The sequence below is a fragment of the Acinetobacter sp. WU_MDCI_Abxb74 genome, from assembly GCF_025513915.1.
Taxonomy (GTDB): Bacteria; Pseudomonadota; Gammaproteobacteria; order Pseudomonadales; family Moraxellaceae; genus Acinetobacter; species Acinetobacter calcoaceticus_C.
Genome location: NZ_JAHPRP010000001.1, coordinates 117764 through 132412, shown reverse-complemented (window position 1 = coordinate 132412; position 14649 = coordinate 117764). Strand labels below are relative to the sequence as shown.

The window sequence follows — 14649 nt, the reverse complement described above, 5'->3', positions numbered from 1 at the left end:
AAATACTAATAACAATATATCGCATTGCGAAATTAATTTTCAAAATATATTGTTTTGCGTTCATTCTTTGATTACTATCGCTTCAAATATTGATGATTTTACGAACATCACATTGATGTTTTTAGCATGTAGTAAAAGGATGAGACTATGATTCGAGATCAGGAAACACTAAATCAACTTGTTGATATGATTCGACAATTTGTTGAAGGTGTATTAATTCCTCATGAGAATGAAGTCGCTGAAACGGATGAAATTCCTCAAGATATTATTGAGCAAATGAAAGCGCTGGGCTTATTTGGTTTAACCATTCCAGAAGAGTACGAAGGCCTTGGACTTACAATGGAAGAAGAAGTCTATGTTGCTTTTGAATTAGGACGGACCTCTCCTGCTTTTCGTTCTCTGATTGGTACCAATAATGGCATTGGTTCAAGTGGTCTCATTATTGACGGTACTGAAACTCAAAAATCATTTTTCCTGCCACGTTTAGCTCGCGGTGAAGTAATCAGTTCTTTTTGCTTAACTGAACCCGATGCTGGTTCTGATGCTGCATCTTTAAAGACTAGTGCAGTAAAAGATGGCGACTTTTATATTTTAAATGGCACCAAACGCTTTATTACCAATGCCCCTCATGCTGGCGTATTTACAGTAATGGCACGCACAAGCTCTGATATTAAAGGCGCAGGGGGTATTTCTGCTTTTATTGTCGACAGCCAAACACCTGGCATTTCTTTGGGCAAACGCGATAAAAAAATGGGGCAAAAAGGCGCTCACACTTGTGATGTGATTTTTGAAAATTGTCGTATTCCTGCTTCAGCACTCATTGGTGGAGTTGAAGGCGTTGGTTTTAAAACTGCCATGAAAGTGCTTGATAAAGGCCGATTGCACATTGCTGCGTTAAGTGTTGGAGCCGCGACAAGAATGCTAGACGATTCTTTAAATTACGCCATCGAACGTAAGCAATTTGGACAACCGATTGCTGAATTCCAACTTATTCAAGCCATGCTTGCTGACTCAAAAGCCGAAATTTATGCAGCTAGATGCATGGTGTTAGACGCTGCACGTCTACGTGATGCAGGACAAAACGTCAGCACTGAAGCTTCCTGCGCAAAAATGTTTGCAACCGAAATGTGTGGTCGAGTCGCTGATCGCTGCGTACAGATCCATGGCGGTGCGGGTTACATCAGTGAATATGCGATTGAACGTTTTTATCGAGATGTTCGTCTGTTCCGTCTCTATGAAGGCACCACCCAAATTCAACAAATAATTATTGCCCGAAACATGATTCGCGCTGCGTCTTAATCAAATTTTAAGCACTTTAAAAAGATTTGAAGTGCATTCAATCAAATGTAGGTAATGGATTATGGCTACGAATTACAAAGAAGGTCTTTCTCGTATACAACCGCATACATGGAAAATTGCATTTATTTTTGCATTTCTGGCTCTATTGGTTGATGGTGCAGACCTGATGCTACTGTCTTATAGCTTAAATAGTATTAAGGCAGATTTTGGATTAAGTTCAGTCCAAGCAGGTATGCTCGGTAGTTTTACTTTAGCAGGTATGGCGGTTGGTGGAATTTTTGGGGGATGGGCATGCGATAAATTTGGTCGCGTGCGTATTGTTGTTATTTCTATTTTAATTTTCTCGCTCCTCACCTGTGGCTTAGGTTTTACTCAAAGCTTTCTTCAATTTGGTATTTTAAGATTTTTTGCATCACTTGGACTGGGTTCACTCTATATTGCCTGTAATACATTGATGGCCGAATATGTTCCGACACGTTACCGCACAACAGTCCTTGGAACCTTACAAGCGGGTTGGACGGTTGGATATATTGTTGCGACCTTACTTGCAGGCTGGATTATTCCCGATCATGGCTGGCGCATGCTGTTTTATGTTGCGATTATTCCCGTCATTATTGCTGTTCTCATGCATATTCTTGTACCAGAACCACAAGCATGGCAACAATCCCGTTTACAACAACCAACCGCTATACAAAACATTGAAAAAACCTCAGCGTTTAAGCTTATTTTTCAAGATAAACAGAACCGTAATATGTTTATTTTATGGGCATTAACCGCGGGCTTCTTACAGTTTGGCTACTATGGTGTAAATAACTGGATGCCTTCTTACTTAGAAAGTGAGTTAGGTATGAAGTTTAAAGAAATGACGGCCTATATGGTCGGTACATATACCGCCATGATTTTAGGTAAAGTCCTTGCAGGCATGATGGCAGATAAACTAGGTCGTCGTTTTACCTATGCCTTTGGTGCCATTGGTACTGCTATCTTCTTACCGCTTATTGTTTTTTATAACTCTCCAAGCAATATTTTATATTTACTCGTTACCTTCGGTTTCCTATACGGTATTCCTTACGGTGTAAATGCAACCTATATGACTGAAAGTTTTGCGACAGCCATCCGCGGTACAGCAATTGGCGGTGCTTATAATGTGGGTCGTCTTGGAGCAGCCCTTGCACCTGCCACAATTGGCTTTTTAGCATCTGGCGGTTCTATTGGTTTAGGTTTTGTTGTAATGGGTGCCGCATATCTGATTTGTGGTGTGATCCCCGCCCTATTCATTAAAGAAAAATTATATGACCCACAAAAGTCGTAAAGAGATCCATCACAAAATACCATATAGGTCATGTGTCTATACGGTGATGGTTCTAACGATCTAAACATGTGTTTTAAATCGTTAGCAGGAAATAAGGAGTTTTCTTTCGCAAGGTTGCTCCTTATTTCCAAACATGTAGAGTTTATCTACTCTTCATTTTAATTTTTTAGGTAAGCTTAGTTCTCAAGGGAGCTAAGCTTAAAAATGCAGGCTCCCTCATTACTTAGAAAATCAACTTGCGTGCTTAAAACTATCAATTTGCTTAATTTCATAAGGCAAACCGACATAGTTTTCAGCCAAGGTCGTTTTACCTGCAATTGACCCGAGCACGTAACTCAACTCTGCTTGTTTAATCTTATGATCAAACTCACTTTCAGTTTCAAAACGATGCAATAAATGAGTCATCCACCAAGAAAAACGCTCAGCTTTCCATACACGTTGTAGGCATTTTTCAGAATATTCATCAATGCCCTGTTCAGAACCTTCGGCATAATATTGAATGAGTGCACTTGATAAATACGCGATATCAGAAGCCGCGAGATTTAAGCCTTTTGCTCCTGTCGGTGGAACAATATGAGCAGCATCACCTGCTAAAAACAGTTTTCCGAAACGCATCGGTTCTGTCACAAAGCTACGTAACGGCGCGATACTTTTTTCAATAGAAGCTCCAGTAACGAGCTTTTCACGGCTTTCAGGGTCTAGGCGGTTTTTTAACTCATCCCAAAACTTTTCATCAGACCAGTCTTCTACGTGATCGGTTAAAGGGACTTGTAAATAATAACGGCTACGTGTTTCTGAGCGCATACTGCATAAAGCAAATCCACGTTCTGACTGTACGTAAATTAGTTCATCGGCTACAGGTGGAACATCGGCCAACACACCTAACCAGCCAAACGGATAAACTTTTTCAAAAGTCTTAATCTTATCTTCGGGCACACTTGCACGGCAGACGCCATGGTAGCCATCACAACCTGCTATAAAGTCACACTCAATTTGAAAGGCTTTACCTTGGTACTCAAACTCAACTTTGGGCGCAGTGTAGAAATCTTTAACCTGTACATTTTGAGCTTCATAAAATGAAGTCAGCTGCTCTGCTTCACGCGCAGTCATTAAATCTTTAGTCACTTCGGTCTGACCATATACGGTCACTTGTTTTCCACCCGTTAGTGCGGCCAAATCAACCCGATGTTTTACACCATTGGTTAAGATTTCAATGCCTGAATGCGGTAATCCTTTGGCTTTTAAATTTTGGTCAACGCCTGCTTGTTTAAGTAAGTCGACCGAAACTTGCTCTAAAATTCCTGCGCGTATCCGTGAAGCCACATATTCAGCACTACGTTGCTCAACAATAATATGATCGATTCCAGCTTTATATAGAAGTTGCCCAAGCAATAACCCTGCTGGTCCAGAACCAATAATTGCAACCTGTGTCTTTAAAATATCCATAACTTCATCCTTGTTTCATCCTGACTTTTAAATTACTGGCTTTAAGTTTTGTGCACTATGTATCCAAGACGAAAATAACCGTTTATCATTTAGTTTGTCCGAATAGCGGACAGAAACAACCAAAATAACAGGAATGAAAGGATGCCTTCTCTCAATGCTTTTTTAGAGCACCCAAACTCGCATGAGAAAATTCGTCAAGAAGACTACATTGCAGGATTAGCAAAAGGCTTAGCTTTACTGGAAGCTTTTGGAACAGATCGACAACGGCTCAATGTGACTCAAGTGGCCGAACGAACCGGTATTAGTCGCACGGCGGCAAGGCGTTATCTAAAAACTTTAAAATACTTAGGCTATTTAGAAACAGATGAACATTACTTTTGGCTCACCCATCGTGTACTACGCTTTTCGAGTTCTTATTTAAGCTCTGCCCATCTGCCTAAAGTTGCTCAATCATTTTTAAATCTTTTGTGTGCGCAGACGTCTCTGACTTTTTCGATTGTGGTGCTGGACGATAATGAAGTCGTGCCGATTGCCCGCAGTTATTTACCGCAGCAAGATAATTTACGCGTAAGCCCTTATGGGATGCATTTAGGAAACCGACTCCCTGCCCATGCAACTTCCACAGGTAAAGTGTTACTTGCAGCACTGCCTGAAGAAGCTCAGCACACATGGGTAAAAACCTATGGTTTAAAACGCTTAACGCCATTTACCATTGTCGATGAGTCACAGTTTTTTGAAGTGCTTAAGGGCATTTCATTATCAGATTATTGCCTTTCCAAAGAAGAACATGAGCTTGGCGTGATTGCGATTGCAGTGCCTGTTTTTAATGCACAAGGTCAAGCGGTGGCAGCGCTTAACTGCATGTCTCAAACCAACCGTGTACAAGAAGATTATTTGGTTCAGCAAATTTTGCCATTGCTGCGCAACACGGCAAATGAACTCAGAAATGTGATTTAAATAGACATAGAAACTCTTGTCATCAATTAGAGGTACAAGAGTTTCAACTCATAATTTTAAATTGCGAACCTTTTAACTCGCTGGTTTGCCAGAACTAATGAAAGAACGAATACGAGCCCATTGAGCCGCTAAAAAATATTGAAAAAATTACTTACAGCAATTTTTAGGCATTGATTTGGTGAGGAAGATTTTGTTCTATAGACATGGCTTTTTGCCAGCTTTCTAAGCTTTCTAGACTTTTTACATATTGTTCAATATTAAGATATTTTGATCGAATATTTAAAGAATTAATTAGACCATAGACTACGAAACCAATCATAAAATCTGCACCCGTTAAGCAATTGTCTACTAAGAATTTTTTGCCTACTAATTGTTGATCTAAATATGAAAAAACTTTATCCAATTCAGCATGCGCATATTGATCTAAGAACTTTAATTGAGTGCCATTTTTTAACTCAATCGAATTAAAAATATTTAATAAATATGGAACCATAGCTGAACTTTCTGAAAAATGAACCCACTGTAAATAATCAAGATAACTGTCTGAATCTTTCGCAGGCATAAGTTGAGGAGCAAACTTTTCAATCAAAATTTCTACAATGGCACCTGATTCAGCAATTACTTTTCCATCGAGCTCAATCACAGGTGATTTTCCTAAAGGATGAATGTTTTTTAATTCTTGAGGTGCAAGATTTGTAGTTTTATCTCGAAAATAACTTTTTAATTCGTAAGGTTGTTTAATTTCTTCAAGTAACCACAGAATGCGAAATGAGCGTGAAGCATTTAAATGATGAAGAATAATAGACATTAATTTTCTCTTTTAAACTAGAAGGTCAACAAAGTGAGGCCTAACTATATAGACCTATAGACGACCGGTCTAATATTTTTTGTTATCAGCTCAGCATTTGTCTGATTAAGTAATAAAGTAAATGTGTTAAAAACATAAAAAAACCACATCCGTAGATATGGTGACAAATTGGCTTTTAATTTTATCGACTGTCTAGCGTATTCTGAGGCCTCAAATTACATTAACTACCTAAACTGCGAAAAAAACAATCCACTACTATTACAACAAGAACGTATTGGCGTGATCGATTTTGATGCACAAGGTCAAGCTGTGGCAGCACTTAACTGTATGTCTCAAACCAACCGTGTACAAGAAGATTATTTGGTTCAACAAATTTTGCCATTGCTGCGCAACAAGCAAATGAACTCAGAAATGTGATTTAAATAATGTATTAAAAAGACCTCATCTACTTGAACAAGGCCTTTTAATACGCAAAGCGAAAGTTTATTGCTCAGATTCAAACTCTTTAATTGCCTCTTTAGCAATACGAAAACTATCTACAGCAGCAGGCACACCACAGTAAATTGCAACCTGTAAGAGCACTTCACGAATTTTCTCTTTAGGTACACCATTCCGTAGTGCACCTTTAACATGTAATTTTAATTCATGCGGACGATTTAAAGCCGAAATCATTGCCAAGTTAATTAAACTACGCTCAGGCTTACTTAACTCTTCACGTCCCCAAACAGCTCCCCAGCAATATTCAGTGACTAACTCTTGAAGAGGAAGATTAAATTCATCCGCATTGTTGATTGAATTATTTACATATTCTTCACCAAGAACTTGTTTACGGATTGCCAAACCCTTTTCAAATTTTTCATTACTCATATATTCAATCCTCCAAACAAGGTGTATTTAATTTCTAGATAATCTTCAATACCGTATTTAGAACCTTCACGCCCCATACCAGACTGTTTAATTCCACCAAAAGGCGCAACTTCATTTGAAATAAGGCCCTTATTAATTCCGACCATGCCATATTCAAGCTGTTCACTCATTCGCCAAGCACGACCTAAATCTTTGGTGTAACAATATGCAGCTAAACCAAATTCAGTTGCATTTGCCATTTCAACAGCTTGTTGCTCGGTTTCAAATTTGAATATGGCAGCCAATGGACCAAACGTTTCTTGGGTTGCAACATCCATATCTGCGGTAACGTCTGCAATAAGAGTCGGTTCAAAAAACAATTCACCCGCTATATGCTTTTTACCACCAACCACAAGACGACCTTTTTTATCTAAGGCATCTTGAATATGAGCTTCAACTTTTTTCACCGCATTGGCATTAATTAAAGGTCCAATGTCATGCCCTACTTCTAATCCATTACCAATATTAAAGTTTTGAATTTTTAAGCTCAAAGCAGCAATAAACTTTTCATAAATGCCAGCCTGCACTAAAAATCGATTAACGCACACACAGGTTTGCCCTGCATTTCTAAATTTAGCAATGAGTGCCCCCTCAATTGCTGCATCTAAATCGGCATCATCAAATACAATAAACGGCGCATTGCCACCCAACTCTAAGGAAACTTTTTTTAAGGTTTTTGCTGAACGCTCAAGCAGCATTTTGCCGACTGGAGTTGACCCCGTAAAAGTAAATTTGCGTACAACATCACTTTCAAAAATCGCATCACCAATATGAACTGCATCGCCTGTAATCACACTAAAGATTTCAGCAGGTACACCAGCTTGCACAGCTAAGTCCACTAAAGCCAAAGCAGTAAAAGGCGTTTCAGGCGCCGGTTTTACAATACAAGGACAACCTGCCGCCAAGGCTGGAGCAACCTTACGCGTAATCATGGCAGCTGGAAAATTCCACGGCGTAATAGCTGCAACGACGCCAATAGGCTGTTTATTTACGACAATTCGAGCATCAGGATATGGGCTTGGGATAATATCGCCATATACTCGTTTTGCTTCTTCGGCAAACCATTCAATAAAACTTGCAGCATATAAAATTTCACCTTTAGCTTCAGCTAAAGGCTTTCCTTGCTCACTCGTTAAAATAAAAGCCAAGTCATCTGCATTTAAAATAATTAAATCGAACCATTTTTTTAAAATCATTGATCGATCTTTTGCTGTTTTATTTTTCCATAGCGGCCAAGCTTCTTTGGCAGCTTCAATGGCACGCTCGGCTTCAGCCTTACCCATATTTGGGACAGTACCAATAACTTCTAATGTCGCCGGATTTAAAATTTTGGATGTTTGTTGATGGTCCGCATCGCACCACTTTCCAGCAACAAAGGCTTGCTGACGAAATAAAGCGAGTTCATTAAGCTGCATGATCATTATCCTGTTGAGATCTTCTGCATTGATAGTGGAGCGATACATAAATTAAATAGCTCACCATCAACTTTGTATTATGGCATACCAAAAATTAATTTAAAAAATTTTCGGTATGCCCGAATGTTTAAATATCTTTAAAAATAATAAAACAGCGTTAAGTTAAGCAACTTATTCCACTGGTTATCATCCCCTTGTGCCAATGAATCTTGAGTCCCACCAATGAATGGGTCATTTTTACTCATGATGTATTCAGCCACCAAAGATAGCTGTTTATGGTCAATAGACACACCAATAATATTACGGATCGAATCTTTCATATTGTCCTGATCTTTGTCGTACTGACTGTACATAAAGTACGGCGTAATGTTTCCAATCTGCTTAACATTTTTGAAAGAATAGCCCACATCTGCCGTATAGAACGTTCCTTTGTTAGCGACATAATATTCAGTGTCGTAAGAGCCCATGAGCGACTGATTAGGATTAAGCTGGTCCTGATTAGTTACGTCATTTTTACCGCCTGTAAGGGTCACATTAAAATTGCCATAATTGGCTTTACCAAAAAGAGCCCATGCATGACGACGCCCATCACTCGAAGCAGCTTTATTTTCAATATCGGATGTCCAATATGAACCACCGAGCTGTGTTGTTAAACCATTAATTCCAAGATTTACATCTTGAGTCACTCGGCCTACCCACATGTTCTTTTCTTGCAAATCAGTTTTATTCGGATCGTCTGAACTGACATAATTTGCAGTGTAGCGAGCTGAATCTTGTGTAGAACCTGTGTAGTTACCACCATCTACCGCAAAATACCCTACATCAAACTTGGTTGCTGTTGGCAATTCAAAGTGATAATTCAAACCAAGATTATGAACGTCTTCTAAACCGGCTGTTGTGCTCATACTTCCATATAAGCTATTGCCCCAGAAACGTCCCGGTCCAAATGGAATCGGCTGAACACCTGCCACAACTTGATCTGTTTTATTTAATTTGTACCCTACATAACCATCAATCAACGTAGAAAAATCACATAGACGATCATATTGATAACAACGATATTCCGCATGACCAAATAACGATCCACGCTCATAGTCCAATTTTAACTGCGCAGCATCAAAACGAATTTTTTGATCAGAAGCAGACTCTCCATAGTGTTTATCTTGATAGTTAGCGCGAACATAACCTGATACGGTGAGCTTCCCGTATTCACTATCGCTATTTCCAAAATTTACACCTGCGTAACTCGGATAGATTACGGCCATCAATGCTGTGCTTAGAGCCGCTTTTAAATAGCTTTTTTTCATTGTCGGATTCCTTTCACTACAATGCTTATTGAGGTAATTTTGCATTTAACGCGGGTGCAGAACATTTAATCTTTCCTAGATTAAAGATGTAATACACCACCAGACTCACCACCAATCCAATGACCCATGAAATATCCGCATCCGGAATTACATCGGCTAATGCACCTGTAAAGAACGCATTTTTTAAGAACGGAATTTGTACCGCGATACCAATGAAATAAGCCGTAAGCGCTTTTGCATTAAATTTGCCGTAAATACCACCATCACGTGCAAAGATTGATTGAATGTCATAAGACTTTTTATTAACTACATAGAAATCTAATAAATTAATAGAAACCCATGGCACCAAAATAAATAACAAGGCAAAAATCACATTTAAGAAGAAACTAATAAAGTTACTTGATGCCCAAAGCGCAGTTAAAGTCGCTAGAATTAACACGATGATTGATAACACGACTCGGATATTTCGGCTTGGCATCCATTGCCCTGCAAAAGTCTGAATAGAGGTAATACACGACAGAACCGCACCATATAGGTTCATGGCATTGTGACCAATGATATTGCATAAGAACAAAATCATAAGAACATAACCGAATAGCCCAGTACCAGACTTTACCGCTTCCATTGCATCTGTGGTTGAACCAATGCTGACCGCAATCGTGCCAAATGCCATGGCAAAAATAGTTCCCAAAGATGCACCTAAATAGGTAAAGATGAATGGTTTATAAATGCCAATCGACTTTGGTAAATATCTTGAATAGTCTGAGGTATAAGGTGAAAAACTAATTTGCCATACAGCACATAATCCGAACATGGCAAACCAGCTTTTCATGTGGAAAGAACCTTTGGCTAACACATCTGCATTAATATGCGGCACCATAATCATTAGGCCAATGAGCAATGAACCACCCATGAACCAAGTCCCAATTTTATTGAACTTGTGAATAAAGTGGTAACCGATCACCCCTATCGTTGTTGCAGCAATTGCCCCAAGAACTGTAGCAATTGGAACAGGAATCGCTGGAACAACGGTATGAAGGGTTTTCCCTGACAAAATAATGTTAGAGATGAAAAAACCTAAATAGATGAGTGTTGTAAACAGTACAACTAGCAATGCCCCATAACGCCCAAACTGTGCGCGGCTCTGAATCATTTGAGGAATGCCGACCTGTGGTCCTTGTGCAGAAGTCAAAGCTAGAATTGCTGCGCCAAAAAAATGTCCGCAGCAGATCGCAAGCAATGCACTTACAATATTGAGGTTAAACGTTAAAACTGACATTGCTCCCGTAATTACGGCAAGCGGTGCAATATTGGTACAAAACCATAATGTGAATAGATCGCGAACTTTCCCATTACGTTCAGAGGGAGCAACATAATCAATAGAATGGCTTTCGATTGCGAAAGCATTATTGCTATTTTCGTTTTGGCTCATATCCTTAATCTCTCTTTGAGGAATTCATTTCCTCAACATCAAAAAATCTGCTCAGCCAAAGTCATTTCAATATGACTTGGCTTCATCTTTTTATTTCCTTTTACAAACCGATCATTGATCTGTTTGTGTTGTTTTAGCCAAGAAAAAGGTAAAGCCCGTCCGATTGATACTATTATTGAGCATCAATACATCTAGTTTTACTTTTTAACTATTTAAAGGCTTTAGTTGATTGTTAAATTTGACTGATTCATTTTTTCATCCTTGAAATTAAAATCCCGATATAGTTTCTGACCCAAGTCATGACTTATCTCATGACGAATGGATCATCAATTGGCTCATCTGAGGTACGTAACCAAACTGTTTTAGTGGTGGTGTAATCTAAAACAGCATTTGCGCCGCCTTCTCGACCATGCCCCGAAAGCCCATGTCCACCAAAAGGTGCGAGTGGAGAAACAGCGCGGTAGGTATTTAGCCAAACAATTCCCGAACCAATCACTTTAGTCATACGATGAGCACGACTTAAATTGGTGGTAAAGACTCCTGCTGCCAGTCCGTAAGGCGTACTATTGGCTTTTTGCACGGCTTCCGCTTCATCTTTGAAACTATCTACTGATAAAACCGGACCAAATAGTTCAGTTGTAATGCAATCTGCTTGAGGTGCATCAGTACAATCTAAAATGGTCGGTGGATAGTAATAACCTGCTCGCTCAAGGCTTTTACCACCGGTAAGAAGTTTTGCACCTTGCTGGATTGAGCTTGCAACGACTTGCTCAATTTTTTGGCGTTGGCGTAAGGTACAAAGTGGTCCAAACTCAGTTGCCATCTCATGCGGTAAACCAATTTTTATGGTTTGTACACGCTCAACCAAACGCTGAACAAATTCATCTTTAATGCTTTCTTCAACCAGTAAACGAGAACCTGCTACACAACTCTGCCCAGTGGCAGCAAAAATAGCAGCGACCTGAGCATTTACAGCACTTTGAATATCTGCATCAGCAAATACAATAAATGGAGATTTACCACCTAATTCGAGTGAGACTTTGGCAAGATTTTCAGCCGAGTTACGTACAATGTGCCGCGCAGTTTCTGGACCACCCGTAAACGCAACATGGGCAACAGCAGGATGACTACTCAGCACGGCGCCACATTCAGGTCCGAAACCTGTAATCACATTGACCACTCCAGCCGGAAAACCAGCCTCATGTACTAATTTAGCAAAAGCTAATAATGGCCCAGGGCCATCTTCAGATGCTTTTAGCACGACTGTACAACCTGCCGCTAAAGCTGGACCAACCTTCACTGCCGATAGAAATAACTGACTGTTCCAAGGGACAATTGCAGCAACCACGCCTACTGGTTCACGAACAATCCATGCTTGCATATCCGCTTTATCAATCGGTAGAAAACTACCCTCTAATTTGTCGGCAATACCTGCATAGTATCGATAATATTCAGCAACATAGGCAATCTGGCTAGAGGTTTCACGAATAATTTTGCCTGTATCACTGGTTTCAATTTGAGCAAGTTGCGGTGCAGCTTTTTCAATTAAATCAGCTAACTTATAAAGTAATTTACCCCGCTGTGAAGCAGTTAAACCCGCCCAATCAGGTGCTTTTAACGCGTGAGATGCTGCCTCAACCGCTCGATTCACTTCATCGGTTCGAGCTTCCGGCATGTTTGCCCAGACCTCACCCGTTGCAGGATTAATACTTTCAAAAGTTGCTGCACCAGATTCAAACTGACCATTAATATAAAGCTGAAAGTCTGCTGTCATGATATTCGCCTCTATGCAAATGCCGGCATAACTTCATTGATCATACGTTCCAATGATGCTTTTTTACGTTCAAAGCTCATGCCCGTATCAATCCAGAAAGAATATTCGTTGTAGCCCATTGCTTCATAAGCTTTTAAGCGTTCAATGACTTCTTGAGCTTGTCCAATCACGTTATTTTTGCGCATCGCTTCTGGTGTATAAAAAGGATGTGCAGCCATTTCCTCTTTTGTGATAGGTGCAATTAAACCTTGAGTAATTTCACGCTCATTTTTAAACCAAGCACCAAAGTAGTTATAGAATGCATTGATTTCATCTGCTGCCAGTTGTGCATCTTCTTCACTGTCTGCAACATAAGTATGGCGCAGCAACATAATTTCAGGGCGCTGAATTTCATTGAACTTTTCACAAGCCGCATTGAAATGCCCCATAAGCTTTTCAACTTCTTCATCACCAAAATGCAAAGGTGTTACCTGTACATTACAGCCATTTTGCACAGCAAATTCATGGCTATTTGGATCACGGGCTGCAACCCAAATTGGTGGGTGCGGTTGTTGAAGCGGTTGAGGTGCCGAGGTCGTTTTTGGAAACTGCCAAAATTCACCTTTATGCTCATAATCGCCTTTCCAAAGGTTTTTAATTGCGGGAATCATTTCACGTAAACGCTGACCAGCACTCCATGCATCCATGCCCGGAACCATACGTTCATATTCAAACGAATAGGCACCGCGAGCAATACCAATATCTAAACGACCATTGGTAATAATGTCGGTCATTGCAGCTTCACCTGCAAGTTTAATCGGATGCCAAAATGGTGCTACCACCGTGCCAGTACCTAGACGAACATTTTGAGTTTTATTCGCTAAATCAACCAGATTTAAAAATGGGTTTGGTGCAATGGTAAAGTTCATGGCATGGTGTTCGCCTGTCCAAACCGCATGCATACCGCCACGGTCTGCAATCTGGCAAAGCTCAATCATTTCATCATAGAGTTGTTTCTGGGTTTGCTGATCAGAAACACGTTCCATATGCACAAATAATGAAAAACGCATGATTAAACTTCCTCTTTAACGATTTGACGAACTGTACCTGTTGTCTGATTTCCGTAATAAACACCATAAGTTTTTAAATGGTTTTCTTTACGATAGCGCATCAACATACTTTCTAGAGCGCTGTCTACAAACTCAAGTTTCTCTAGGTCATTTAAATCGACAAACTGACCTTTAGTTGCTTGAGCTACGGGTGTATTGCATAAAAATGAAATATATTGCTGCTGGTTTTCAACGTTTTCATATACAGAGTAAATGAAGTTAGCAGAAGCATCTGGCTGATATTGTGCAAAAATTTTCTCAAGCGCTTTATCTGCACCGTCTTTATCAACCATTACATTTGGAATAGTCCATTTATGATCGGCAGTTTCTTCAAGTAAAATGGTATTTTCATGACCAATAATTGCGCTCATCACGACTTTAGGACCAGAAATGACCTCGGCAGAAAGTTTGGCTGGTGTAAAATATCCACCACGATAATAGCCAAGGCCTGCAAAACCGGTTGAAGCAAAATCTTCAACTTTACCAATTAAAATTGCATGGTCCCCTGCATCGACAACTTGATAGGTTGTACAGTCGAACCATGCACTGACATGATCGATAAGCGGATTTTGGCAAGCACTTTTTGACCATGAAAGATTTGCAAAACGGTCTTCACTTGGACGAGCAAACGTATTAGAAACATCTTTTTGCTCTTCTGCCAAAATATTGATCGCAAAATGAGGTGTGTTTGCAAAGTTATGATAATTGCTTGATGTCTTGGCAATACTTACAAGAAGTAAAGCTGGGTCCAAAGACACCGAAGCAAAAGAGTTCGCTGTAAAGCCAAGTGGCGTTCCATCGTCTTTACAGGTTGTGACTACCGTAACGCCTGTCATAAATGATCCGAAAGCATCACGTAGTTCACGTATTTTATTAATAGTATCCATTTCACTCATTGTTATATT

General features: G+C 39.8%; 13 protein-coding genes and 1 pseudogene. 4 read left to right on the top strand and 10 right to left on the bottom strand.

The genetic code is table 11. From position 1 onward, the window contains the following. Positions 1-147: 147 nt before the first annotated feature. Together KTH84_RS00610 and KTH84_RS00605 are read left to right on the top strand one after the other, a co-directional pair. Positions 148-1299, top strand: a complete 1152-nt coding sequence (locus KTH84_RS00610) for an acyl-CoA dehydrogenase family protein (protein WP_262471612.1) — start codon at positions 148-150, stop codon at positions 1297-1299. 61 nt (positions 1300-1360) lie between these two features. Further along, positions 1361-2611 (top strand): MFS transporter, encoded by a 1251-nt coding sequence (locus KTH84_RS00605; RefSeq protein ID WP_262471611.1) that lies wholly within the window; start codon positions 1361-1363, stop codon positions 2609-2611. A 231-nt stretch (positions 2612-2842) separates the two neighbouring features. Here KTH84_RS00605 and pobA read toward each other — a convergent pair whose 3' ends face one another. Next, positions 2843-4057 carry a 4-hydroxybenzoate 3-monooxygenase gene (gene pobA / locus KTH84_RS00600; protein ID WP_262471610.1) on the bottom strand — a complete coding sequence of 405 codons (1215 nt, stop codon included), beginning with the start codon at positions 4055-4057 and terminating at the stop codon, positions 2843-2845. A gap of 141 nt (positions 4058-4198) precedes the next feature. Here pobA and pobR point away from each other — a divergent pair, with 141 nt between their 5' ends. Beyond that, positions 4199-5014: an IclR family transcriptional regulator PobR gene (gene pobR / locus KTH84_RS00595; RefSeq protein ID WP_262471609.1), complete on the top strand. Its 816-nt coding sequence runs from the start codon at positions 4199-4201 to the stop codon at positions 5012-5014. Positions 5015-5177: 163 nt separating this feature from the next. Here the strand turns inward: pobR and KTH84_RS00590 are convergent, their stop codons facing one another. After that, positions 5178-5822, bottom strand: a complete 645-nt coding sequence (locus KTH84_RS00590) for a glutathione S-transferase family protein (protein ID WP_262471608.1) — start codon at positions 5820-5822, stop codon at positions 5178-5180. Positions 5823-6101: 279 nt separating this feature from the next. On the opposite strand from KTH84_RS00590, the pseudogene KTH84_RS00585 reads away from it, so the two are divergent. Further along, positions 6102-6244, top strand: a pseudogene (locus KTH84_RS00585) (IclR family transcriptional regulator C-terminal domain-containing protein); the annotation flags it as partial. A gap of 61 nt (positions 6245-6305) precedes the next feature. Here KTH84_RS00585 and KTH84_RS00580 read toward each other — a convergent pair. The 8 genes from KTH84_RS00580 to tgnA form a co-directional block, all read right to left on the bottom strand. Further along, a complete protein-coding gene (locus KTH84_RS00580; RefSeq protein ID WP_000064100.1) occupies positions 6306-6689 on the bottom strand; it encodes a carboxymuconolactone decarboxylase family protein in 384 nt (127 codons plus the stop codon). Beyond that, positions 6686-8143, bottom strand: coding sequence for an NAD-dependent succinate-semialdehyde dehydrogenase (locus tag KTH84_RS00575; RefSeq protein ID WP_262471607.1), 1458 nt, complete (start codon positions 8141-8143; stop codon positions 6686-6688). Before KTH84_RS00575 ends, KTH84_RS00580 begins: the two co-directional genes overlap by 4 nt. Positions 8144-8280: 137 nt before the next feature. Then, entirely contained in the window at positions 8281-9450 is a 1170-nt protein-coding gene (locus KTH84_RS00570) for a hypothetical protein (protein ID WP_133974214.1), read from the bottom strand. 25 nt (positions 9451-9475) lie between these two features. After that, positions 9476-10882 carry a purine-cytosine permease family protein gene (locus tag KTH84_RS00565; protein ID WP_075431355.1) on the bottom strand — a complete coding sequence of 469 codons (1407 nt, stop codon included), beginning with the start codon at positions 10880-10882 and terminating at the stop codon, positions 9476-9478. Between the two features lie 38 nt (positions 10883-10920). Continuing rightward, on the bottom strand, positions 10921-11058 hold the full coding sequence (locus tag KTH84_RS00560) for a hypothetical protein (RefSeq protein ID WP_128814422.1): 138 nt from the start codon (positions 11056-11058) through the stop codon (positions 10921-10923). Positions 11059-11186: 128 nt separating this feature from the next. Then, positions 11187-12656 (bottom strand): (Z)-2-((N-methylformamido)methylene)-5-hydroxybutyrolactone dehydrogenase, encoded by a 1470-nt coding sequence (gene tgnC, locus KTH84_RS00555; protein ID WP_042896750.1) that lies wholly within the window; start codon positions 12654-12656, stop codon positions 11187-11189. An 11-nt stretch (positions 12657-12667) separates the two neighbouring features. Continuing rightward, entirely contained in the window at positions 12668-13705 is a 1038-nt protein-coding gene (gene tgnB / locus KTH84_RS00550; protein WP_262471606.1) for a flavin-dependent trigonelline monooxygenase oxygenase component, read from the bottom strand. A gap of 2 nt (positions 13706-13707) precedes the next feature. Beyond that, positions 13708-14640, bottom strand: coding sequence for a flavin-dependent trigonelline monooxygenase reductase component (gene tgnA, locus KTH84_RS00545; RefSeq protein ID WP_262471605.1), 933 nt, complete (start codon positions 14638-14640; stop codon positions 13708-13710). Positions 14641-14649: the final 9 nt, after the last annotated feature.

Coding starts and splice junctions, on each gene's coding strand:
- KTH84_RS00610 (WP_262471612.1), top strand. CDS start 148: ATGATTCGAGATCAGGAAACACTAAATCAACTTGTTGATATGATTCGA.
- KTH84_RS00605 (WP_262471611.1), top strand. CDS start 1,361: ATGGCTACGAATTACAAAGAAGGTCTTTCTCGTATACAACCGCATACA.
- pobA (WP_262471610.1), bottom strand. CDS start 4,057: ATGGATATTTTAAAGACACAGGTTGCAATTATTGGTTCTGGACCAGCA.
- pobR (WP_262471609.1), top strand. CDS start 4,199: ATGCCTTCTCTCAATGCTTTTTTAGAGCACCCAAACTCGCATGAGAAA.
- KTH84_RS00590 (WP_262471608.1), bottom strand. CDS start 5,822: ATGTCTATTATTCTTCATCATTTAAATGCTTCACGCTCATTTCGCATT.
- KTH84_RS00580 (WP_000064100.1), bottom strand. CDS start 6,689: ATGAGTAATGAAAAATTTGAAAAGGGTTTGGCAATCCGTAAACAAGTT.
- KTH84_RS00575 (WP_262471607.1), bottom strand. CDS start 8,143: ATGCAGCTTAATGAACTCGCTTTATTTCGTCAGCAAGCCTTTGTTGCT.
- KTH84_RS00570 (WP_133974214.1), bottom strand. CDS start 9,450: ATGAAAAAAAGCTATTTAAAAGCGGCTCTAAGCACAGCATTGATGGCC.
- KTH84_RS00565 (WP_075431355.1), bottom strand. CDS start 10,882: ATGAGCCAAAACGAAAATAGCAATAATGCTTTCGCAATCGAAAGCCAT.
- tgnC (WP_042896750.1), bottom strand. CDS start 12,656: ATGACAGCAGACTTTCAGCTTTATATTAATGGTCAGTTTGAATCTGGT.
- tgnB (WP_262471606.1), bottom strand. CDS start 13,705: ATGCGTTTTTCATTATTTGTGCATATGGAACGTGTTTCTGATCAGCAA.
- tgnA (WP_262471605.1), bottom strand. CDS start 14,640: ATGAGTGAAATGGATACTATTAATAAAATACGTGAACTACGTGATGCT.